A 21,708-nucleotide genomic window follows, 5' to 3' on the forward strand; every position below is an offset into this window, starting at 1 on the left:
ACCCAAAACTCTCTTAAGGTTTATAAGTGATAAGAAAAGTAGCTATTGCATACAACAATGAGATAGAAGTTCCACCAGAGTTACAAAGCATAATTGAACATATTAAAACTCAATACGAAGTTGATATTGAAATAGTTGATTATAGAGAAACAGTTTATGAAGTAAGTGAGTTTACACTTACTCTATTATATTTAGATGATATAAAAATAAAAACATTTCTCAAAAATCATTTAAACACTGCAATAAAGATAGGTTTTATTCCTAATGATCATTGCATAAGAGCTATGGGCAGTTATGGAATTTCAAAAGATGTTTATATAGCAATCGAAGAAGCAATGAATGAAAATAACATTAGCTGTGTTGATGTTTTAACATGTAATTGTGAAGTAGTTTTTACAAATGTTGTAATTGGCGATGTACACGGACTCAACTATAAAAATATAGAGAATCAAAGCATCTTTGCAAAAATGAAAAATTTTTATTTAAACCTCAAAAATCTAGGATTTAAAGATTATACCCTTACTACTGCAAAAGGGCAGAGCGTTCAAACTGCTGCAACTGGTGTGATGATTGTAGAACATAACGCAACATCTGGAAAATATAATATTATTAATGAGGAACTGTCTCTGCATGATGGGAAGCTGAATGCCTTCATTATATCACCTACGAGCATCTTCTCTTATATCTACTATCTTTTAGTGGTCACATTTTATGCGAAATTAAATCCAAACACTTTACCAAAAACCCTTGGTTTTATTAAAACTTCAAAGCTCGATATAGGAAGCTCAAAACCTATGGATTTTATGATTGATGGTATATTAATGAGCTCAAAAGAGATTGCTTTAGAAGTATTTAAAGATACGTTAACTTTATCTATCGGAACAAGTGTCATACAAAGCCTACAAGATAATACAAAATTAGAAGAGGATAAAGAGATAATAAAAACAAAACATCTTCCAAAAGGGGAAGTAGGAGCTTTACTTTTAAAAGAAGCTGTGCCACTCTTTAAAAAAGCAAATGAGGATGATTTTAAAGAGCTGTTTATATCGCTTAAAGACAATTCACAGCACAGCTCAATTTTTATTGTTCTAATGATTTTAAGTACCCTTCTTGCCACTACAGGTCTGTTTCAAAATTCGGCTCCTGTAATAATTGGTGCTATGATTCTAGCACCACTAATGTCTCCAATTATCTCCTTGTCAATGGGTGTAGTAAGGGGTGAGAGCTTTTTAATTACAAATAGTTTAAAAACGCTAATGTTTGGAATAATTACAGCTCTGATATTCTCATCTGTATATACATACTTAATACCGTTAAATGTTTTAACTGATGAGATGAGAGGCAGACTAAACCCTAATTTATTAGACTTGATGGTAGCAATTATTTCAGGTATTGCCGGTGCTTATGCGAACTCGAAAAGTGAAATAGCTAAAAGTTTGGCTGGAGTTGCCATTGCTGTGGCTCTTGTTCCTCCACTGAGTGTAGCAGGGATTGGACTTGGATGGGGAGATTTTGATGTTACCTATGGCTCGTTTTTACTTTTTTCTACAAACCTTGTAGGAATCACTTTATCAGCTGCAATCACTTTTTTGGTTTTAGGGTATTCACCAATTCGTAGAGCAAAAAAAGGTATTATTTACACCTCCGCTATTTTAGTACTGGTTTCTATTCCACTTGTTATCTCTTTTAGTAAAGCAATTAATCAAAACAATATTACTAGAAAACTCAACAACTACGCATTTATGGAAAATAGTAAAACAATCACTATACATGTATTGCATGTTGACCTGAGCAAGAATAAACCTGAAATATTTCTGCAAACAAGTTCAAATGATGTTTTAGATAAATTAGACTTAAATTTACTTAAACAAGATATTGAAGATAGGCTCAAACAAAGTGTTGTATTGAATATATCAACAAACACAATTATTCAATAATATATCAACAGGTTGGGGAGCATAGTGAAAAATAAGTTTATTTTTTTTATTTTCAGCTCACTTTTATTTGTAGAGACGCTTCCACTTTTTTTTCAAGGCAATCATAAAATTGATGAGCGTGATTTGTATGGCGTAATTAATCTTTATAAGCCATATTTCTATGAATTTTACAAAGAAAAACCTGCAGCAGAGCCAAAAACAGCGATGTTGCTTGTTCAAACTATTAAAAACTACTACAAAAGCAGAGGCTTTTTTCACACTGTTGTTACCTATGAAGAAAGCAAAGAGTCTTTGTATATAAGTATTAGTGAAAAACTTCCTATTGTGGTAGCCGATGTCGCAGTAGTATCAAAGCTTGATATTAGTTCAAAAATACCATTTAATCAGGGTGATATTTTTGAGAGTAGTAAGTTTTCAAAGAGGACTTAATAGTAAATACGGGTGCTTAAAACACCCTTCAAACTATGGTATAGTAGGAGTAAACAAAGGTTTATTTACAAATGGTTGTAAAAAAGCTCTAAAACTTGTCCAAAATGTAATTCTAAAAATACTATTTCTAAAGGTTTAAGAAGAGGGATTAAGAGATATTATTGTCATGAATGCAACAGTTGGTTTAGTTCAAAAAGAAGACCTAAAAATTTACAAGAAATCATCTTTAAAAAGTATGTTTATAGAAGGCAAATTTTAATTCACTTAGCTGAAGATTATCATCGCAGCATTCCATGGATAAGAAAGCAAATATTTGATTATGAACTTTCTCTAAAGGTTCATAATCCTAGAGCAGTAGTTATTGTCTGTAATGCTACTTTTTACGGAAAGAAAAAAGACAAGCTAGGTACACTAGTTTTTAAAGATATTTTAATTGATGGAAAAAGAGGCTTATACAAGGCTTTTAAAGATTATCCAGTACAAATGTGTCACTTTCATCAAAAGAAAGTTATACAAAGATATATCACAATGCATCCAAGACTAGAAGCCGGTAAAGATCTTCAAAAAATTATGTACAACCTGACATCAACAACTCAAACTATTTTTACAAAAAAACTTAATGAATGGTATGAAAAGCATAGAGATTTTTTAGCAGAGAAAACTGTTAAACCTGAAACTTTAAAAGAATCATTTACTCATCAAAAACTTGTATCAGCATACAAAAAGCTTAACAACACATCTTCCATAACTTTTTACGTATAAGAATGAAAAAAATATAGTTATTAACAACACTACAAATGCATTAGATGGCGGAGTGTTTTCTCCTATGAAAAAACTTTTAAAAATACACAATGGATTTAGTAAGAGTTTGAAACTTAAAATAGTAGATGACTACCTGGTAAATTATAAGAATAAATAATTATTTAGGAGCCCAAATTTTTCATTAAGCCTTACATGTAGAAGTGTTGAAACTATTTAACTATCCAAAAATGGCTGTGCCAATACCATTTTTCATCTTTGGCTTGAGCTGTACATGTATACTTATCTCTAGGCGGTTTTAGCTCTTTATCTGCACTGATTTCAAACTCTGTTTTTGAAATCAAATTTACTTTTATGGCTTCTCCGTTGGATGTGTAGCACCCTATATTTTTAACTTCTTCTTTTAACTTTATACGTAATTTTGGTGGGTTCTCTTTTATAAATGGCTCTCTTGGCTTAATAGTTTCTATTGGCATAGGCACTGTGTTTAACTTGGTTTTAAAACCATCTGAGGTAGCAAATGCCTCTGCCATTGGAAATCTTGTTATTGCCATTAAGTCACTCTCCTCACCAACTGGACCTGATGTTTGGGTGATTCCAATGTAGCCTAGTTCTCTCACCAACTCTGCGGTTTGCATTGTGTATTCCCCAAAAGGGTAAGAGAATAGTTTTTGGTTGTTCACATCTGCTCCTAGTTCCTCTTTAAGCCGTTGTTCTGCTCCCTGTATCTCAGCAGAAATCCACTTTTTCCAAGACTCGTCCGACTCATTTTCTTTAGGGAGAAGAAACTCATGACTTAGTGAGTGGTTAGCAAACTCAGAACCATTTTTTTGCATCTCTCTCATCTGCTCCCATGACATGTAAGAGTCAGATTTGCTGTCAACCTGGTTCGTGCTAACAAAAACAGTAAATGGAAAACTTTTGCTTTTTAGCATAGAGTAAGCTTTTGTGAAAGTGCTTATATAGGCGTCATCTATTGTAAGAGAAACTGTTTTTGGAGGGAGAGTTTTTTTGTTTTTTATATAGCTTATTACTTTTGATAGCGGCCAGACATTGTAGTGGTTTTTTTGTAGGTAATTTAGCTGATACTTGAATTGCTCAATGGTAATGTTGGTGGATGGGTATTTCGACTCACCAAAACGATGGTACATAAACACAACGGCACTATTGGCAAATAGAGGTATGGTAAGAAAAAAAAGTAATATAAACAGTGTGATTTTTAAATTCATAAACTCTCCATATTGCTATTAAGTTGCAGTTAAAACAGGACATTATATTTTCATTAGCCTTAAACAACTATTGGCATTAAAAGCATATAATGATAGTATATGAAAAATTATATATCTTAAAGCATAGGAGTGAGAAAATGATAAAACACATACCATTTAACTTATTGTATTTAGCAGACCATGGATGGCTAAAAAGCCGTTTTCATTTCTCATTTGCTGAATATAGAGATTTTGACAACATTCACTATGGTCCTCTTCGTGTTATGAATGATGACCTTATAAAAGGAAATGAGGGGTTTGGAGAACACCCTCACAATGATATGGAGATTATTACCTATGTATTAAGAGGTGAACTGACACATCAGGACTCCATGGGGCATATGGAGAGTCTAAGTAGAGGCTCTGTTCAGTATATGAGTGCCGGAACAGGCATCACCCATTCTGAGATAAATGCAGCAGAGGAAGAGCTTCATCTTATTCAGACATGGATTATTCCAAATGAAAAAGGTCTGAAACCGCAATATGGTTCTAGAGAATTTGAACTAGAAGATAGACATAACAAGTGGCTACATGTAGTTGGACCTGAGGGGAGTGGTGCAAAAATAAAAATCTACCAAGATGCCTCGATGTATGCATCAGAAATGGATGATGGAAAAAATCTGGAGTTTAAGCTTTTAGAGGGGCGAGCACTTTATGTAAAAGTTATGGAAGGGAGTGCGAAAATAAATGGGATAATTTTCGCACAAGGTGATGCGGCTAAAGTAGAAGATGAGAGTCTACACGTACAAGCAATAAAAAATGCTCATCTGCTTTTAGTTGAGTTGGCAAAAGGGTAATCAGTATAACCTTTTTCGTCTTGTGTGTAGAATGTACTGGTATCTGCCTCATTTAATTTAGCGTCCGTTTTAAAACGCTCAGGCAAGTCAGGATTGGAGATAAAAAGTGCTCCAAATGCTACAGCGTCAGCCAAATTATTTTCTATAGTTTTGTTACCTCTCTCTTTATCATATGCACCATTTGTAATTAATACACCTTTATAGGCATCTCTTAAAATAGAGAGTTCTACGACACTTGCTCCATGTTTTATATCAGCATCAAGAGCATCTATAATATGAAGATAAGCAAGATTGAAATCATTTAGTTTTTCACAGACATAGGTAAAATGCTCTTGTGGGTTGGAGTCTGTCATATCATTAAAAGTACCGCTTGGAGAGAGTCTTAACCCAGTTCTGTCTGAACCAATCTCTTTTGTTACTGCTTCAATGACCTCAAAAAGAAAACGGCTTCTATTCTCTATACTCATTCCATATTCATCTTCTCTTATGTTTGTCCCGTCACGCAAGAACTGATCTAGTAAGTAACCATTTGCACTATGTATCTCAACACCGTCAAAACCAGCCTCAATGGCATTTCTAGCTCCGTTTGCATACTCTTTAACAATCTCTTTTATCTCATTTACGTTAAGAGCTCGTGGAGTTTCAAACTCCTTCATTCCATCAAAGGTATAGACTTGACCGGAGGGTTTTATAGCTGAAGGAGCTACTGGGAGCTCTCCGTTATGATAAGCAGAATGAGAGATTCTACCTACATGCCACAGTTGTAAAAATATCTTTCCATCTTTGTCACGTACAGCTTTAGTCACTTTTTTCCACCCTTGAACTTGCTCGCGTGTATGAATTCCAGGAGTACATGGATAGCCAATTCCCTGCGTTGAGATTTGCGTTGCTTCTGATATTATCAGTCCGGCTGAAGCTCTTTGAGCATAGTAAGTAGCCATCATTTCATTTGGCACATTGTTTTCAATACTTCGGCATCGTGTCATTGGAGCCATAAAAATCCTGTTTTTAAAAGTGCTTGTTCCGATTTTAATAGGTGAGAAAAGATTCATAATTAACTCCTGTGAAATTATAGAAGTTATTATCTCACAAAATTAATTATTTTTACATTATAAATTAATATTTTACTTGACCTTTATATTAAAAACTTCATCAAGTAAAATAAGCAGCTCTTTTTTAGCAGAACCAGCAAAAGAGTTCTCTAAAAAGTGGTTTAGCCCTTTTCCTGCATGTTGGACTAAAGGGATAATCTTTATCCCTGTTATCTCAGATAAAAAGTGGGACTTATCACCCTCTTCGTAAGCATGAAGCAAAATGGAACGTGAAAAGTTGTTAAGTATGTGGTAGTAGATATGCAAAAACTCAGCTTCTAGAACTTCAAGTCCGTAAAGATGAGTGGCTATCTTCCACTCGTGTGAGGCAATAGGGCGGACTTTGTCTGGCTTTACATTTATCCCTATCTCCTCTTTGACCTCTCTTACAAGTGCATCTAAAAGCTCTTCGCCCTCATCAACAGTTCCACCAGGAAAGCCCATTCGTCCATCCCATCTGTCTATCATGATTATTGCCGGACATCTCATGCTTTTAATCTCATCGTTAAAGTACTTCCACGGCGAGATTTCATTTACATATATAACTAAGAATACAGCATTCTTTTTATCTCTGTAGTGGTCACCGAACTCTACTCTTTTCATTTCGCTCATATTTGCTCATTATAAAATTTTATAGAATTTTACATCAAATAAGGGTACTTTAGTATTAATTGAAACAAGAATTTGAGTTTTAGATTAAATCTTTTTTTGTGAAGTGAAGTCCTATTAATTTTTCCAGTACTTCTATTACTTCATCTTCATCACTTAATGATTCAACTATAGAGTGAATACATGCGTCATAAGAGTTAAAACCTTTTGTTATAAGCTTGGCAGCATAGATTAAAAGTCTTGTTGAAACTGCTTCTTGAATCTCGTTATCACTAAGTTGTCTAATCTCTCCTGCTATATTTACAAGCTTTTGCGCCACGTCTTCATCTACACCGCTCTCTTTGATGATTATCTCTTTTTCAATATCAGCTTTAGGGTAATCAAAACTAAGTGAGATAAAACGCTGTTTTGTGCTTGGCTTCATCCCTTTTAGAACATTCTGATAACCTGGATTATATGAAACAACTAGCATAAAGTCAGGGTGAGCTTCAATCATCTCTCCGGTTCTGTCTATTGGTAAAACTCTTCTGTAATCAGCAAGAGAGTGAAGAACGACTGTAGTATCTTTTCTTGCCTCGATTATCTCATCAAGATAGCAAATTCCACCTTCTCGAACTGCTTTTGTAAGAGGTCCGTCTTGCCAGTAAGTTCCATTTTCATCTATAAGATGGCGACCAACTAAATCAGCAGCACTTAAGTCATCATGACAAACTACTGTATATACTTTGCGACCTAGTTTTTCACCCATAGACTCTATAAATCTTGTCTTGCCACATCCTGTAGGTCCTTTGATAAGTATAGGCAAGTTCATTTCGCACGCTGCTTCAAAAAGTTCAACTTCATTTGCCTGTGATAAATAATATATATTTGACATTTTTTTCCTTATTTTGTTAGGTTCATATAAATTTCTGGTAGTACTTTTGGTAGTTTTTTGCTATCTCTGACTACAACATAACCATTTTTTCCAAAGAGATATGAGAGGTAATCTTTCGCCTCTAAATCAATAGTGATACAAAAAGGTGTTATGCCCAGTTTTTTAACCTCTTGTATGGCTTTTTTGGTGTCTTCTATCCCATATCTTCCATCATATCTATCTACATCATTTGGCTTGCCGTCACTTATGATAAGCAGAAGTTTGTTTTGACTCTGTTGTTTGTTTAAAATTTTCCCACTCTCTCTGATTGCTGCACCCAATCTTGTGTAGTAGCCGGGCTTAATGCTGTCTATTCTTCCACGTATTAAATTAGAGTATTTCTCTTTAAAATTTTTTATAATATGAAAACGCACATTTTTATTTTTAATTGATGAAAAGGCATATATAGCAAACCTGTCCTGCAATCTCTCTAGTGACTCCGAAAAAACCATTAATCCATCTTTAATCATGTCAATAATACGAATCTCTTGAGTTATTCCAGCTTCAGTAGAGAGTGAAATATCTGCTAAAATCAGAGTTGACATGTCACGAGTTTTTCTAATAAAACTCTCATAGAACTTCTGATGGTGCCCAGATTTGTTTTGATGACCTTTATAGTCAATCCATGTATCTATATTTATCTCATCACCATAAGGCAGTTTATTGTTTTTAATACGCTCTAGTTCCATTAAATCAAGTTCGCTTTGAATCTTTTTTACCATGTTTTGTAGACGCTTAGGTAAAGGAATAGGCTCTGTATTTGGAGTGATTATAGGTTTTATACATACATAATTTTTTAGATAAACCTCTTTAGAGTAGTCCCATTCGTCAATATAATGACCTTTACCAAGAGGGTACTCTTCACTGCTGTTTGTCGTTAAATCAAGGTCCATCTTTAGTCTTGCAGAGAGGTTCGCTTTTTTTCTACCTAAAGTTATTTCATCTAAATCTTCGGCATTGTAAAGAGCATCTTCATCAAAACTGTCATCTTCGCTTCTATCTACATTTACCTGCTCCATTATGCTCATAAGTGAATCAGGAAGAAAAGCTAAAAGACCGTCTGTCTCTTTTTTGTCATCTATCTGATTTGCCTGTTTTTTCATCTTTAGAGTATCTGTCTTATTTGGCTTCTCTTCACCTCTGACAGCTTCTTCCTCATCCTCAAAATCACTGTATTTGTTTTTGCCGGACAAAGATGGGTATATCCACATCGGAGATGGATAAGTTTCACCATATTTCAGGTTGAGATAATCTGTAGCTGTCTCATAAAAGTTTTTAAAACCGGGGTATGTTTTTAGCAAAATTTGAGATGCAATTAAATTTTTATCTTCATGGGAGCCTCTGTTTGCATCTACTTTTGTAGCCTGAGCAATTAGCCAAAAATAAAGCATCTCATTTTGCTCTTTTGTCGGAAAATAGGCAAGTGATGCAGGGAGGTAAACACCCTTTTCATCTTGGTTGGCAAGAAAAAAAGTGTCACCAGCGCCCGATATTTTCTCTAAAAATGAACGAGAGGTATCTATAAAACGCTTATCGGTAACTTGCAACTCTTTGCCTTTTTCACCACCTAAAAGGTGATAAAAAATCTTTAGAGATTTACTTTTATCTGTAAAAAAAACTTGGCTCTCATTGTGAGACTTACTTGTTTTTTTATTTAAAAATTTGTTCCAAACCTTACCAATGCTCTCTTCCATATGTTTTTCTTATGCTTTGGCTATTGCTGTCTCTTTAACAAAGAAACTGTAAAGGTATGCTAAAAGACCGGCAAGTGTAACTAGTCCAAACACTAAACGAACTATGTAAACAGGAATTATTTCAGCCTGTGTTGCCATAAAACTAAGCGCATCCGCATCCGGCCAACGCTGTAACATTATTTGTATAACTCCGGCTACTGTAAGAGCTGCTGTAACTCCAAGCATACCAATTACCATCATCCAAAAACCTTTAAGCTCCATGCTTTGAGCTTTAGGACCATTTCCATGAGGACGGCCACGCATAATCGGCATCGCATAAGAAATGATTGTAAACATAATCATGATATAAGCACCAAAGAATGCCAAGTGACCGTGTGCAGCTGTCAGTTGTGTTCCATGTGTATAAAAATTAACAGGAGCTAAAGTGTGTAAAAAGCCCAAAACTCCTGCACCTAAAAATGCCATTACAGCTGTACCTTTAGCCCATGTAAGTGCTATTTTATTGTCATGATCTATTCGACGTTGTTTAGCCATGGTAAATGCATAAAGTACCATTAAAAAGAAAGGCAGAGGTTCAACAGCTGAAGCAATAGAGCCAATCCATAACCAGTAAGATGGTGTACCAATATAAAAATAGTGATGTCCAGTTCCAACAATTCCCGAAACAAGTGTCATAGCAATAATAAGGTAAAGCCATTTATCAATATGTTCACGGTCAACACCAGTAACTTTAATAAGTACAAATGAGAGTATAGCTCCTAAAATAAGCTCCCAAACACCCTCAACCCATAAGTGAACTACATACCACCAGAAAAATTTATCTAAAACTAGATTCTCAGGAAGATAAAACGCAAATAAAAAGAAAACCGCCAGACCAAGAAGACCGGTTAAAAGTACAACAGTAATAACAGTTTTTCTACCTTTGATTACAGTCATACCAACATTTAACACAAAGGCCAAAGCAACTATAACAATACCAATCTTCGTAATAGTAGGCTGTTCTAAAAACTCTCTCCCCATAGTTGGCAATAGACTGTTATATGTGACTTCTGCCAAAGTTGCGTAAGGAACAAGCAGATAACCTAAAATAGTCATAACTCCAACTACCGCAAATATCCAAAAGGTAACTTTTGCAAGCCATGGGCTCCATAACTCTCTTTCGGACTCTTCAGGCACCAAGTAGTAAGTAGCACCCATAAAAGCAAATAGTATAAGAACTATAAGTAAGTTTGTATGAACCATTCTTGCTACATTAAATGGGATATGTGGAAACAAGAAGTCTCCGTTAATATACTGTGTTCCAAGTATTAGACCAAAAAGTATCTCTCCTGCTAGAAGAGCCAATGCAAAAATAAAATATGGTTTTGCTACCATCTGAGAAGTGTATTTCATCTTCAATTATCCTTCAATGTTTGGCGGCCATTCGTTATCGTCAATACGAGATGTCCAGATTAAAAAGTCAGAAATATTATTTACTTCTTCTTCACTTAAGTTAAATTGAGGCATTTTTCTTCTGCCTGGCTCACTTAGCGGCTGTGCAGCCATCCAGCCAATCATATATGATTTAAAAAACTCTTCATTTTTTAGACCTCTTCTGTCAAACACATTAGCTAGTTCCGGTGCATAGTAAGCGCCTTCTCCCATAATTGTATGACATCCCACACAGTTGTTAACTTCCCACAAGTTTTTTCCTCGGGCAACAGACTCGGTGATTTTGTCACTGTTAGTCAGTTTTGGAATCTTTTGCACAGTATCCATAGTTAGACCGGCAAATAGTAAAATGGCAAAAAGACTTCCGCCAAAGTAAATATTTCTAGCCATATTTTTAGTAATACGTTCACTCATAATAACTCTCCTTATAAATTCTACCACTAAGTAGTATTTGAAATTGTAGCAAGAAAATATTAATTCTACCTTTTAGTAGTATTTAAATTATATTATTAGATATTTAGTATATAATGTTCAAATCAAAGGGGAAAATATGCAATTAAATAATACATCTCAATATGCGATACGAATTTTGAGTTATATTGCTAATACCAATGACAACAAACTTTGCAATGCAAAAGAGTTGTCAGAAATACTGGATATTCCCTATAAATTTTTAACAAAGATTATGACTCACTTGGTAAAAGCAGAATTTGTAATATCTATACAGGGGAGAGAGGGTGGTTATAAGTTGGCTAAACCTGCTTCGGGCATAACTGTCATGGATGTTTTAAATGAATTTAATGAACCAATTAATCATCAACAATGTTTATTGGGCATAGGTACATGTGATGGAAAAAATAAATGTTCTTTGCATGATCAGTGGGCAGAGCCTAAGAGTCTTATTAAAAAAATGTTTGAAGAGACTACATTAGAAAATATAGAAGGTAAAAATTTCAAATCATGATAATAACAATAGCTTAAAGTTTATTGTCTATACATATGCCAATAATACGTGGAAATAAAGTTATTTCATCACCTTGTTGTTTATCAGGGTAACCCATACCATTTTTAATTGCAATCTCGTGCCCAAGAGCTGGGTGTGATTTCATAATGCTTTAGCATTATTTTATCTAAATTACTGAATTAAATAATGTCTAGTTTATAGGGGACATTCCATAATAGTGAAACACAATCACTGATATCAATGATTGTATCACTATGTAAAAAAAGTGACATTCTTGATAATGAGTTATGAAAAAAAAGATTAAAATTTAGTGAATCTCCAAGATTAAACAGAAGCTTATTGATTGGGGTATAGGAGCGAGCTGTATTTGCCGGTTTTTTGGCAAGGTGATTCATAGTAGTTTGAAGTGTTCTTGTGCGTTTCACTGAAGTAAATGTTTTTTTTCTTTAAATAGTTTTATTTTTACATCTTCATTGGATATATGATCAATAAGAGCACGTTTTGCAAATACTCGCATTTTTGTCTTGATAATATCAAGTTTTGCAGGAGTATGAATAATATCAGATAATAGTTTTCTAAAGCTTTCATGCATTTCTTTTTGCTGTTCTAACTCTGGATAGTTTATATAAGACATATACTTTTCCTCAGCTGCAAAATGTATGTTTATGTAATCATTAAACTCATATAGAATTTTTCTAAGATCCTCTTTTGTATCTTGGCTTTCATCTAGTTCATAGAGTCTATTGACTAATAAAAAGAGATTTTTATGTTGATTGTCAATTGAATCAATATCTAGAGAGTAGGCATCATCCCATTGAAGTTTATTATTAGATGACATTTTACACATCCCTTATATATATTTATATATATCAGTATTGTATACATATTGAACTTAAAATATTGATAATACATTGTATAAAATATGAGCATTCATATATTTTTTCTAGCTAAGAAATTGCTATACTTACCAATAATAAATAACATGGAGCTTAAATTATGCAAGCACTACAAAACGCTTATGATGCAAGAGCTAAAAAAATAAATAAAATTGAAGAGATAAAAAACTCTAAAAGTCCACAGGAAGCATTTGATAAACTGCAAGAGTATGCAGATAGTGGATATGACTCAATTCCTAAAGAGGATAAAAGTTACTTTTTAAAATGTTTCGGAATTTATGACAGACCTGCTACACCCGGAATGTTTATGATAAAACTTCGTATTCCTGGGGGTCATTTAAACTCTGCTCAAGCTAGAGTAATAGGGGAGTGTGCTAGAGATTTTGGACAAGATTATATAGACCTTACTACAAGAGCTCAGTGTGAACTTAGATACCTTAAAATAGAGGATATGCCTACTCTTTTAGATAGACTAAAAGCTGTTGGAATAGACTCGTACCAAACAGGTGTTGATAATTTGAGAGGCATTATGGGTGATCCACTTGATGAATTTGGTTTTGATAATATTCTACCATCTCAAAAACTTCTTTTAAAGCTTCAAAGTATGTTTCTTTATTCACCTGATTGGATTTCAACACTTCCAAGAAAGTTTAATACAGCCATAACCGGTTCATTGTCTAATAGATGTAATGTTTTTACACACGACTGCTCTTTTGTCCTGGCACAAAAGGATGGTATTTATGGCTATAACATGTATCTTGGCGGTAAGGTTGGTGTGATTGCGAAGAGTGCAGATATATTTTTAGCGAATGAAGATGAGGTTGAAAAAGCCTTTGCATCAATTACTGATATTTTTAAAAGATTTGGATTTCGTGACAATAGAAACAAAAATAGACTTCACTTTCTTATAGAAGCTGTTGGAATGGGCGAAATAGCAAGTGCAATAAGAGAAAATGCTGGCATCAATTTTGCGAGAGCTGGTGAGACTATGACTCAAATAGATTTCAACGATCCAGACCAAGGAAAAGTACAGCTTCGCGATGGTTCATATGGCGTACATGTAGTAGTCCCTTCTGGGGTATTTACGGGAAATGCTATGATGGAAGTAGCAGACTTAAGTGATAAATATGGAGATAAAGAGATTAGATTTGATATGGAGCAGAGTCTTTATATTTTAGGTGTTAATGATGTTGATTCTTTACTCAAAGAGAAGTTTTTTGAGACATATAAAAGTTTAAACACACCATATTTTAACCACCTTATAGCCTGTGCAGGAACTGAGCATTGCCCATTTGGGGTTATTGAAAATAAAAATGATGCAATTAATATGTCTAAATATCTGGATGAAAAAGTTCCACTTGAAAATGGTCGAGTTAGAATGTACTGGTCAGCATGTGTAAAAGGTTGCGGTATTCATGGATTGGGCGACATAGGTTTTGAGGGTTGTAAAACTAAGGTAAACGGAGAAACAGAGGGTGGTGTAAACATATCCATTGGGGGAAAACTTGTGAGTGAGGGAGAAGAGGGATATACTGTTATAAAATCCGCTCCACTAAGATATGCACACCTTTATGTTGAAACATTAATGCTTGAATACAAAAAACATAAAGGTCAAAGTGAGAATTTTGAAGGATTTTGCGATAGAGTTTTAAGACAATACACTTCTTCATATATTGGTTTTACGATGAAACTAGGAGCATATTTAAGAGAAAATAATATAGATGTATGTATAGGTTTTAGTGATAAAACAAAAACAGGTAAAAATGAAGAATATGAAGTTTTTGAACTCGGACGTAAGGTTTATTATGCCATGTCTAAAAAAGAAGCATACTCTGCATATGAAAGATTTACAAATGTTTTAAACAATGAAAAATTAGAAGATATACGTAACTTAATGCCAAATATTGATGAAAATATAGCATTAATGCTGGATGCTATTTTAAGCACGAAAGAAGAAAACAGAGCAGTTGTTTTCTCTGAAATTACACCTTTTATATCACTATAATTTATGTATAGATAATATTCAAAGCAATATCAAAGCCATTATTAAGTATACTTCGCGGATTTTATATAAAGGAATTTCATGGCTAACAAACGAGTATTGGTTAAGTTTTCAGGTGAAGCATTAGCAGGTGAAGCAGGTCATGGAATCGACACACAGATTTTAAACTATATTTCTCAAGAAATTAAGTCATTAGTAGATGCTGGTATTGAAGTTGGTATAGTTATTGGAGGTGGTAATATAATTCGCGGAGTAACAGCTGCTAAAGATGGAATTATTAAAAGAACATCTGGTGATTATATGGGAATGCTAGCAACTGTTATAAATGGTGTTGCTATGCAAGAAGCGTGTGAGCATGCCGGGCTTCAGGTTCGTATGCAGACAGCTATTAAAATGGAGCAGATCGCAGAGCCTTACATTAACCGTCGTGCAGTTCGTCATTTAGAAAAGGGTCGTGTTGTTATTTTTGCAGCAGGTACTGGAAACCCATACTTTACAACAGATACAGCAGCAACACTTAGAGCAGTCGAAATAGGGGCAGAAGTTATCATTAAAGCAACAAAAGTAGATGGTGTTTATGATAAAGATCCTAAAAAATTCACTGATGCTGTTAAATTGCAAACACTATCGTATGAACAAGCACTTAGTGATAATATTAAGGTTATGGACGATACGTCTATAGCACTAGCAAAAGACAACTCCTTGCCAATTCTAGTATGCGATATGTTCAAAAAGGGCAATCTTTTGGACATATTAAACGGCAATATGCAAAACTGTTCAATCGTAAAATAAAATTAAGGAAACAGAATGAAAGTAGAAGAATTAACAGCGAAAATTTTAGACAATAACCCAAATATGGATCGTTACCAAATAGCAATATCTGTAGCAAAAAGAACTGATCAGCTTTTAAATGGTGCGACAAGTAAGCTAAATGTTTCAAAAAACGTAAAAGCAGCTGACTTGGCTTTAATGGAAATCGCTGAGGGCCTTATAACTGTTAAAGGCTTTGTTGATATAGAGAAGTAAAACTTTGAGTTTGAGTCAAGTCAATATTGAAAAAGTTAAACATATACATGATGTTGACTCGGCTACAACTTACCTTTTTACACAAATAACTCTAAGCGATGCTCTTAGCAATGCCTTAGAATACTCAAGTAAAGCCCACAGAAACCAGCTTAGAAAAAGTGGTCAACCATACATAATTCATCCAATCTTGGTAGCAAGTATTGTTGCATCAATAACTAATGATGAGGCTATGACTATAGCAGCACTTCTTCATGACATTGTTGAAGATACGGAAGTCTCTATTGATGAAATAAAAGAGCTTTTTGGTGGTGATGTAGCACACTTGGTTGAAGGCCTTACAAAAATAGATACCATTAGGGATTCTGAACTTATTCCATCAAATTCAAATGAACGTTTAGTTGTATCTGCCCTTTCATTTAGAAAGATGCTTTTAGCAAGTACAGAAGATGTTAGAGTTTTAGTTGTAAAACTTTGTGATAGATTGCATAATATGCTAACTCTTGATGCCCTTCCAGATCATAAACAAAAACGTATTGCTGAAGAAACGCTTGTCGTTTATGGACCAATTGCACATCGTTTGGGTATATCTTTTTTGAAAAACATATTAGAAGATTTAAGCTTCTCATATCTTTTTAAAGAAGAAAAACACCATATAGATAACTATCTTGATACAAATTATCATGCAATTGAGATGAAACTAGAAGAGTTTAAACAGTCAATAGGTAAAATTTTACTACAAAATGGTTTCTTTGAAGATGATTTTGAGATACTCTCTCGTGTTAAACATCGCTATTCAATATATCTGAAAATGCAAAGAAAAGGGATAGGTATTGAGGAGGTGTTAGATCTTCTAGCTGTTAGAATACTAACTAAAGATTCTGTTAAATGCTATAATATTTTAGGTCTGATTCATCTGCACTTTCAACCTCTCAGCTCAAGGTTTAAAGACTATATAGCTGTTGCTAAAGATAATGGATACCAAACTCTTCATACTACTGTTTTTTATAATACTGCTATTTTTGAAGTGCAAATAAGAACTTATGATATGCACAATACTGCCGAACTTGGTGTTGCTGCTCATTGGAAATATAAGAGTGGTGGAAATAACAGTATTAAGCTAGACTGGTTAAATAATTTAGGTTATCAAAATGAGTCAGTAGAAGATTTTTATGATTTAATTAAAAATGATTTATACAGTGATGACATATCTGTATTTTCCCCAACGGGTCAAGCTTTTACTCTTCCTCGTGGAGCAATTGTTCTTGATTTTGCTTATGCTGTGCATACATACGTTGGAGATCATGCAAAGTCAGCTCTTGTGAATAAAACAAAAGCACCGCTTTTAAGCGAGTTGCATAATGGTGATATTGTAAAAATAGAAATGTGTGAAAATATTATTACTAGGTGCAGTTGGATAGATGCAGTAAAAACATCTAAAGCTAAAGCAAGTATGAGACAAAATTGTAATGCAATAGTTAGAGATATCAATGCAAAATCAAGTGTAAACATCTTAGCAACTGCAATGAATTTAAACACCTCAAGAGTATTGGAATGGCTAGACACACAAAGCAGTGAAAAAAAAGCAGCGATTCCTATGGATATAGATCATTTCCGAGAAGTAATTCATAAGTTTGTTATGGATATAAGTCAAAATAATCGTTTTAAAAGATTTCTCTCTAGTCATAGATTTAAGTTAAAACAGTATATTTCAAGAGGAATTGAAATATACAGTACCTCTAATATAAGTGACGTAGTGTTTGATTACTGCTGTCATCCAAAAACTGGTGATGAAATAGTTGCACTTTTGGACAAAGGTAAAGCTCATGTACATCATAAGATGTGTAAAAGTGCAATTAAAGATATAGATAAACATATGCCTATGGTATTTGTAAAATGGGAAAAACAAAATATTTATAATTATAATATGATTGTATCACTTCATAGTGGCAAAGGAACTTTGGCAGACTTTTTAAACTTTTTAGTAAAATTAAATATTGATATAAATTCGATTGAACTAGGAAAAAATAAAAGTGAATCAACAAGATATTGTGAGCTTGGTTTTGAGTCTAAAGAATCAGACATTAATTCACTTCGTGCTAAAATGGAACAAAAAATAAAAGTTATACATCTTATACGAAAAGATGATGCGTATAGAAATTAAATAGGAAGATATGAAATGGTTAGTGAAGCTTTAAGAGAAATAAATAGAGGTTGTGCAGAGATTATAGACATTGAAAGAATTGAAACACTATTAAAAGCATACTTTGATGAAGGTAAGACATATACAGTAAAAGCTGGCTTTGATCCAACTGCACCTGATTTGCATTTAGGACACACTGTTCTTTTACAAAAATTGGCAACGTTTCAAAGGTACGGTGGCATAGTTCAGTTTTTAATAGGGGATTTTACAGCTCAAATAGGTGATCCTACCGGTAAGAGTTCCACAAGAAAAGTACTCTCAAAAGAAGATATACAAAAGAATATAAAATCTTATACAACACAAGCATTTAAAATATTGGATAAAGATAAAACCGATATAGTTTACAATAATGACTGGTTAGAAGCACTAGGTGCTTCAGGAATGCTTGAATTATCATCAACTTTAACAGTTGCAAGAATGTTGGAGCGTGATGATTTTTCAAAGAGATTTGCTTCACAAACTCCAATAGCAGTAAGTGAGTTTATGTATCCACTACTTCAAGGTTATGATAGCGTTCACCTTAAAAGTGATGTAGAGATTGGTGGAACTGACCAAAAATTCAACCTTCTAATGGGAAGACAACTTCAAAAGGTTTATGAAGTTAAAAAACAACAAGCTGTTTTGATGATGCCTATTCTAGAAGGTCTTGATGGCGTTCAAAAAATGAGTAAATCTTTGAATAACTATATTGGTGTAACTGATGAGCCAAATGATATGTTTGGAAAAGTTCTTAGCATATCAGATGATCTTATGTGGAGGTTTTACGAACTTTTAAGTTCAAAGTCTTTAGATGAAATTGCTAGTATTAAAAAAGGTGTAGAAGATGGTTCTCTTCACCCTAAAAATGTTAAAGAAGATTTAGCTAATGAAATTACTACTAGATTTCATTCTGAGGCTCAAGCCAAAAGTGCAAAGACTGAATTTGATAGAATTCACTCTAAAAACCAGATACCAACGGATATAGAAGAATTTAGTTGTGATGGTGAGGTTTGGATAGCGAAAGCCTTGGTTGATTGTAACATTGAACCATCTACTTCTCAAGCTAGGAGAGATATTAAGCAAGGTGCTGTTAAAATAAACCAAGAAAAAGTATCTGATGAGCAGTTACAATTATCGCCCGGGGAGTATATACTTCAAGTCGGAAAAAGAAAATTTGCAAAACTAAAGGTGAGTTAATGGGTTTCAAGTCATTAAAAATTGGTAAACATATAATAGAGAAGCCCATAGTTCAAGGCGGAATGGGTGTTGGAATAAGTTGGGATAAATTAGCCGGTAATGTTTCAAAAGAGGGTGGACTAGGTGTAATTAGTTCAGTCGGTACAGGTTATTATGAAGATAAAAAATATGCAACAAAATTAGTGGCTGGCAGACCGCTTGATGCTCTTGGGTTTTACTCAAAAGATGGTTTTAATGCTATAGTTAAAAATGCAAGAAAATTATGTGGCGATAAGCCGCTTGCAGCAAATATTTTATATGCTATCAATGATTATGGTCGTGTTGTTACAGATGCTTGTGAAGCAGGGGTCAATATAATTATAACAGGTGCTGGACTTCCAACAAATATGCCAGAGTTTACGGAAGGTTATCCTGATGTCGCTCTTGTACCAATTATATCATCTGCAAAAGCTCTTAAGATTATCTGTAAAAGATGGCAGAAAAGATACAACAGACTTCCAGATGCAGTAGTTCTTGAAGGTCCAAAGAGCGGAGGACATCAAGGTTTTACATACGAGCAGTGTTCAATGCCTGAAAATCAGTTAGAAAACCTTGTTAAACCAGTTGTTGAAGAAGCAGCCTTGTGGGGAAATATTCCAGTAATAGCTGCGGGTGGTGTTTGGGATAAGAGTGATATAGAAGAGATGATGTCACTTGGTGCTTCAGGTGTTCAAATGGGAACTCGTTTTATTGGAACTTTTGAGTGTGATGCTCATGAAAACCTTAAACAAGTTCTATTAGGAGCAAAAAAAGAGGATATACAACTGATGGCATCTCCTGTTGGATATCCAGCTCAAGGTGTTAGAACAAACCTTACTGAATTGGTAGAAAAAAGAGAAGGACCTGCTATAAAGTGTATCTCTAATTGTGTAGCACCATGTAATCGTGGCGTTGAAGCAAAGGAAGTTGGTTTTTGTATAGCAGACAGACTAAGTGATGCTTTTGAAGGTAATCTTGAAACTGGTCTATTCTTTTCAGGTACAAATGGATATAGACTAGATAAGATAATTTCCGTAAAAGAGTTGATGGAAAAACTCACAGAGGGTGAATAGTTAATAGATGATTCGTTCTTTTTTTTTACTACTCTTATTTGTTATATCTCTTCAGGCACTAAGCAATAGTGAACTTTTAAATCGGGCAGATGGTTTTATGAAAACAGGTTCTCAAAGTAATCAGTTTCGTGCATATAATGACTATAAAAATCTTTATCTTAAAGCAATAATGGAAGAAGACTCCAAATTAAGAGTAAGCTCTTTGCGTGGAATAGTAAAGAGTGGAAATAAACTTCATATAGATGTTGAGCAGTACTCAACTGAACTTAAAAAACTAACAAATAAAAAAATATATAAGAAACCAAAGTCAAATAAAAAAATCAAAAAAGCTAAAAAAATTCAGATTAAATCTTCACATAAGTTAAAATCAATTAACTGGAAAAATGGCAAGCTCGTTTTAAAGTTTGATAAAAAATTAAAAAATAATCAGATAAATTATTTTATACTCTATGATGCTAAAAAGAAAATACATAGATATGTATTTGATGTACATGCTTCAATGCTTACAAAGTCTCAAAACCTTAAAAAAGATGGCATTAGTAGGATTAAACTTGCTCAATATAAGCCAAATACTCTCAGACTTGTAATAGAGAATAGTTCAAAGGTAAAAGTAAGTTTTAAAAAAAAGAATAATAGCTTAATTGTCAGTATGAAATCAACTGCTAAAGTAAGTGAAATTGCAAAAAATTATACACAAAGAAAAGTTGATAAAACTAAAATAATTGTTATTGATGCTGGGCATGGTGGTAAAGATCCTGGGGCAGTTGGGTATAAAAAATATAGAGAAAAAGTAGTTGTTTTTAAAATTGCAAAAGATTTGAAAAAGATTCTTAAATCTCGTGGTTATAAAGTTTTCATGACTAGAGAAAAAGATATATTTGTAAAGCTTAGTAAAAGAACAAAGTATGCGAATAGGAAAAATGCTGATATATTTGTAAGCATTCATGCTAATGCAGTTGATAAAATAATTGCAGAAAAAGCTTATGGAATTGAGTGCTATTTCTTATCTCCTTCTCGTTCAGATAGAGCAAAAAGAGTTGCTGCACAAGAGAACTCAGCAGATTTAAGTGATATGAATAAATACGGAAAGAATAGTTTTTTAAATCTTTTAAATCATCATAATATACTGGCATCAAATAAACTAGCAATAGATTTACAAAGAGGAATGCTTGGTTTACTAAATAAAGAATATAAAAATGTGAAAGATGGTGGAGTTAGAGAGGGTCCGTTTTGGGTCTTAGTTGGAGCACAGATGCCATCAGTTTTAGTAGAGGTAGGTTTTATATCCAATTCACGTGAAGCTAAAAGATTGGTAAAAGATAAATATAGAAAAACTATAGCTAAAGGTTTAGCTAATGGTATAGAGAGGTATTTCGCTAACTGTAATTAATTTAATCAGGTGTAGTTGCGAAATCCATTTTTTTA

General features: G+C 33.7%; 22 protein-coding genes. 12 read left to right on the forward strand and 10 right to left on the reverse strand.

Translation table 11 applies throughout. The features are described 5' to 3' along the window. Positions 1 to 26: 26 nt before the first annotated feature. The 3 genes from HUE87_RS04365 (at position 27) to HUE87_RS04375 (ending at position 3,128) form a co-directional block, all read left to right on the forward strand. Positions 27 to 1,937, forward strand: a complete 1,911-nt coding sequence (locus HUE87_RS04365; RefSeq protein ID WP_194367513.1) for a TIGR00341 family protein — start codon at positions 27 to 29, stop codon at positions 1,935 to 1,937. A 24-nt stretch (positions 1,938 to 1,961) separates the two neighbouring features. Further along, entirely contained in the window at positions 1,962 to 2,366 is a 405-nt protein-coding gene (locus HUE87_RS04370) for a POTRA domain-containing protein (protein ID WP_194367514.1), read from the forward strand. 483 nt (positions 2,367 to 2,849) lie between these two features. Continuing rightward, positions 2,850 to 3,128 (forward strand): hypothetical protein, encoded by a 279-nt coding sequence (locus HUE87_RS04375; protein ID WP_194367515.1) that lies wholly within the window; start codon positions 2,850 to 2,852, stop codon positions 3,126 to 3,128. A 209-nt stretch (positions 3,129 to 3,337) separates the two neighbouring features. Here the strand turns inward: HUE87_RS04375 and HUE87_RS04380 are convergent, their stop codons facing one another. Beyond that, entirely contained in the window at positions 3,338 to 4,354 is a 1,017-nt protein-coding gene (locus HUE87_RS04380) for a polysaccharide deacetylase family protein (RefSeq protein ID WP_194367516.1), read from the reverse strand. A 137-nt stretch (positions 4,355 to 4,491) separates the two neighbouring features. Here HUE87_RS04380 and HUE87_RS04385 point away from each other — a divergent pair, with 137 nt between their 5' ends. Continuing rightward, the gene (locus tag HUE87_RS04385; protein WP_194367517.1) at positions 4,492 to 5,190 is read left to right on the forward strand and encodes a pirin family protein; all 699 of its coding nucleotides are present in this window, start codon (positions 4,492 to 4,494) and stop codon (positions 5,188 to 5,190) included. On the opposite strand, the gene HUE87_RS04390 is transcribed toward HUE87_RS04385, so the two are convergent. The 6 genes from HUE87_RS04390 to HUE87_RS04415 all read right to left on the reverse strand — a co-directional run bounded on the left by HUE87_RS04390 (position 5,157) and on the right by HUE87_RS04415 (position 11,342). Next, positions 5,157 to 6,242, reverse strand: a complete 1,086-nt coding sequence (locus tag HUE87_RS04390) for an alkene reductase (RefSeq protein WP_194367518.1) — start codon at positions 6,240 to 6,242, stop codon at positions 5,157 to 5,159. The genes HUE87_RS04385 and HUE87_RS04390 overlap by 34 nt on opposite strands. A gap of 72 nt (positions 6,243 to 6,314) precedes the next feature. Further along, the gene (locus HUE87_RS04395) at positions 6,315 to 6,893 is read right to left on the reverse strand and encodes an NUDIX domain-containing protein (protein WP_229855225.1); all 579 of its coding nucleotides are present in this window, start codon (positions 6,891 to 6,893) and stop codon (positions 6,315 to 6,317) included. 79 nt (positions 6,894 to 6,972) lie between these two features. Next, the gene (locus HUE87_RS04400) at positions 6,973 to 7,764 is read right to left on the reverse strand and encodes a CbbQ/NirQ/NorQ/GpvN family protein (protein ID WP_194367519.1); all 792 of its coding nucleotides are present in this window, start codon (positions 7,762 to 7,764) and stop codon (positions 6,973 to 6,975) included. An 8-nt stretch (positions 7,765 to 7,772) separates the two neighbouring features. After that, the gene (locus HUE87_RS04405) at positions 7,773 to 9,497 is read right to left on the reverse strand and encodes a nitric oxide reductase activation protein NorD (RefSeq protein ID WP_194367520.1); all 1,725 of its coding nucleotides are present in this window, start codon (positions 9,495 to 9,497) and stop codon (positions 7,773 to 7,775) included. A gap of 9 nt (positions 9,498 to 9,506) precedes the next feature. Continuing rightward, positions 9,507 to 10,889, reverse strand: a complete 1,383-nt coding sequence (locus tag HUE87_RS04410) for a cbb3-type cytochrome c oxidase subunit I (RefSeq protein WP_194367521.1) — start codon at positions 10,887 to 10,889, stop codon at positions 9,507 to 9,509. 6 nt (positions 10,890 to 10,895) lie between these two features. Beyond that, positions 10,896 to 11,342: a c-type cytochrome gene (locus tag HUE87_RS04415; RefSeq protein WP_194367522.1), complete on the reverse strand. Its 447-nt coding sequence runs from the start codon at positions 11,340 to 11,342 to the stop codon at positions 10,896 to 10,898. A 136-nt stretch (positions 11,343 to 11,478) separates the two neighbouring features. On the opposite strand from HUE87_RS04415, the gene HUE87_RS04420 reads away from it, so the two are divergent. Continuing rightward, positions 11,479 to 11,892: an RrF2 family transcriptional regulator gene (locus HUE87_RS04420; protein WP_194367523.1), complete on the forward strand. Its 414-nt coding sequence runs from the start codon at positions 11,479 to 11,481 to the stop codon at positions 11,890 to 11,892. A gap of 13 nt (positions 11,893 to 11,905) precedes the next feature. Here HUE87_RS04420 and HUE87_RS12785 read toward each other — a convergent pair whose 3' ends face one another. Genes HUE87_RS12785 through HUE87_RS04430 form a run of 3 tightly spaced genes read right to left on the reverse strand, consistent with a single transcriptional unit; the run spans position 11,906 to position 12,730 of the window. Further along, the gene (locus HUE87_RS12785) at positions 11,906 to 12,037 is read right to left on the reverse strand and encodes a hypothetical protein (RefSeq protein ID WP_268246181.1); all 132 of its coding nucleotides are present in this window, start codon (positions 12,035 to 12,037) and stop codon (positions 11,906 to 11,908) included. Between the two features lie 34 nt (positions 12,038 to 12,071). Beyond that, a complete protein-coding gene (locus HUE87_RS04425; protein WP_194367524.1) occupies positions 12,072 to 12,317 on the reverse strand; it encodes a hypothetical protein in 246 nt (81 codons plus the stop codon). Then, positions 12,314 to 12,730, reverse strand: a complete 417-nt coding sequence (locus HUE87_RS04430; RefSeq protein ID WP_194367525.1) for a bacteriohemerythrin — start codon at positions 12,728 to 12,730, stop codon at positions 12,314 to 12,316. The genes HUE87_RS04425 and HUE87_RS04430 overlap by 4 nt, the downstream gene beginning before the upstream one ends. A gap of 158 nt (positions 12,731 to 12,888) precedes the next feature. Here HUE87_RS04430 and HUE87_RS04435 point away from each other — a divergent pair, with 158 nt between their 5' ends. From HUE87_RS04435 to HUE87_RS04465, 7 genes are all read left to right on the forward strand, one after another. After that, positions 12,889 to 14,793 (forward strand): ferredoxin--nitrite reductase, encoded by a 1,905-nt coding sequence (locus HUE87_RS04435; RefSeq protein WP_194367526.1) that lies wholly within the window; start codon positions 12,889 to 12,891, stop codon positions 14,791 to 14,793. Positions 14,794 to 14,871: 78 nt separating this feature from the next. Next, a complete protein-coding gene (gene pyrH, locus HUE87_RS04440; RefSeq protein ID WP_194367527.1) occupies positions 14,872 to 15,582 on the forward strand; it encodes a UMP kinase in 711 nt (236 codons plus the stop codon). 15 nt (positions 15,583 to 15,597) lie between these two features. Next, the gene (locus HUE87_RS04445) at positions 15,598 to 15,816 is read left to right on the forward strand and encodes a DNA-directed RNA polymerase subunit omega (protein WP_194367528.1); all 219 of its coding nucleotides are present in this window, start codon (positions 15,598 to 15,600) and stop codon (positions 15,814 to 15,816) included. A gap of 4 nt (positions 15,817 to 15,820) precedes the next feature. Then, positions 15,821 to 17,977 carry a RelA/SpoT family protein gene (locus tag HUE87_RS04450; RefSeq protein ID WP_194367529.1) on the forward strand — a complete coding sequence of 719 codons (2,157 nt, stop codon included), beginning with the start codon at positions 15,821 to 15,823 and terminating at the stop codon, positions 17,975 to 17,977. Positions 17,978 to 17,992: 15 nt separating this feature from the next. Then, complete coding sequence (gene tyrS, locus HUE87_RS04455) at positions 17,993 to 19,192, forward strand: tyrosine--tRNA ligase (protein WP_194367530.1); 1,200 nt, start codon at positions 17,993 to 17,995, stop codon at positions 19,190 to 19,192. Continuing rightward, on the forward strand, positions 19,192 to 20,283 hold the full coding sequence (locus tag HUE87_RS04460; protein WP_194367531.1) for a nitronate monooxygenase: 1,092 nt from the start codon (positions 19,192 to 19,194) through the stop codon (positions 20,281 to 20,283). The genes tyrS and HUE87_RS04460 overlap by 1 nt, the downstream gene beginning before the upstream one ends. Before the next feature lie 7 nt (positions 20,284 to 20,290). Continuing rightward, positions 20,291 to 21,673, forward strand: coding sequence for an N-acetylmuramoyl-L-alanine amidase (locus HUE87_RS04465; RefSeq protein WP_194367532.1), 1,383 nt, complete (start codon positions 20,291 to 20,293; stop codon positions 21,671 to 21,673). Positions 21,674 to 21,708 lie beyond the last annotated feature (35 nt).

It is taken from the genome of Candidatus Sulfurimonas marisnigri, from assembly GCF_015265475.1.
Lineage (GTDB): Bacteria > Campylobacterota > Campylobacteria > Campylobacterales > Sulfurimonadaceae > Sulfurimonas > Sulfurimonas marisnigri.

Bases quoted from the DNA above. Each gene is read 5' to 3' on its own strand.
- tyrS (WP_194367530.1), top strand. From the start codon at position 17,993: ATGGTTAGTGAAGCTTTAAGAGAAATAAATAGAGGTTGTGCAGAGATT.
- HUE87_RS04380 (WP_194367516.1), bottom strand. From the start codon at position 4,354: ATGAATTTAAAAATCACACTGTTTATATTACTTTTTTTTCTTACCATA.
- pyrH (WP_194367527.1), top strand. From the start codon at position 14,872: ATGGCTAACAAACGAGTATTGGTTAAGTTTTCAGGTGAAGCATTAGCA.
- HUE87_RS04435 (WP_194367526.1), top strand. From the start codon at position 12,889: ATGCAAGCACTACAAAACGCTTATGATGCAAGAGCTAAAAAAATAAAT.
- HUE87_RS04465 (WP_194367532.1), top strand. From the start codon at position 20,291: ATGATTCGTTCTTTTTTTTTACTACTCTTATTTGTTATATCTCTTCAG.
- HUE87_RS04420 (WP_194367523.1), top strand. From the start codon at position 11,479: ATGCAATTAAATAATACATCTCAATATGCGATACGAATTTTGAGTTAT.
- HUE87_RS04390 (WP_194367518.1), bottom strand. From the start codon at position 6,242: ATGAATCTTTTCTCACCTATTAAAATCGGAACAAGCACTTTTAAAAAC.
- HUE87_RS04430 (WP_194367525.1), bottom strand. From the start codon at position 12,730: ATGTCATCTAATAATAAACTTCAATGGGATGATGCCTACTCTCTAGAT.
- HUE87_RS04385 (WP_194367517.1), top strand. From the start codon at position 4,492: ATGATAAAACACATACCATTTAACTTATTGTATTTAGCAGACCATGGA.
- HUE87_RS04395 (WP_229855225.1), bottom strand. From the start codon at position 6,893: ATGAGCGAAATGAAAAGAGTAGAGTTCGGTGACCACTACAGAGATAAA.
- HUE87_RS04410 (WP_194367521.1), bottom strand. From the start codon at position 10,889: ATGAAATACACTTCTCAGATGGTAGCAAAACCATATTTTATTTTTGCA.
- HUE87_RS04415 (WP_194367522.1), bottom strand. From the start codon at position 11,342: ATGAGTGAACGTATTACTAAAAATATGGCTAGAAATATTTACTTTGGC.
- HUE87_RS04445 (WP_194367528.1), top strand. From the start codon at position 15,598: ATGAAAGTAGAAGAATTAACAGCGAAAATTTTAGACAATAACCCAAAT.
- HUE87_RS04400 (WP_194367519.1), bottom strand. From the start codon at position 7,764: ATGTCAAATATATATTATTTATCACAGGCAAATGAAGTTGAACTTTTT.
- HUE87_RS04375 (WP_194367515.1), top strand. From the start codon at position 2,850: ATGTGTCACTTTCATCAAAAGAAAGTTATACAAAGATATATCACAATG.
- HUE87_RS04460 (WP_194367531.1), top strand. From the start codon at position 19,192: ATGGGTTTCAAGTCATTAAAAATTGGTAAACATATAATAGAGAAGCCC.
- HUE87_RS04405 (WP_194367520.1), bottom strand. From the start codon at position 9,497: ATGGAAGAGAGCATTGGTAAGGTTTGGAACAAATTTTTAAATAAAAAA.
- HUE87_RS12785 (WP_268246181.1), bottom strand. From the start codon at position 12,037: ATGAAATCACACCCAGCTCTTGGGCACGAGATTGCAATTAAAAATGGT.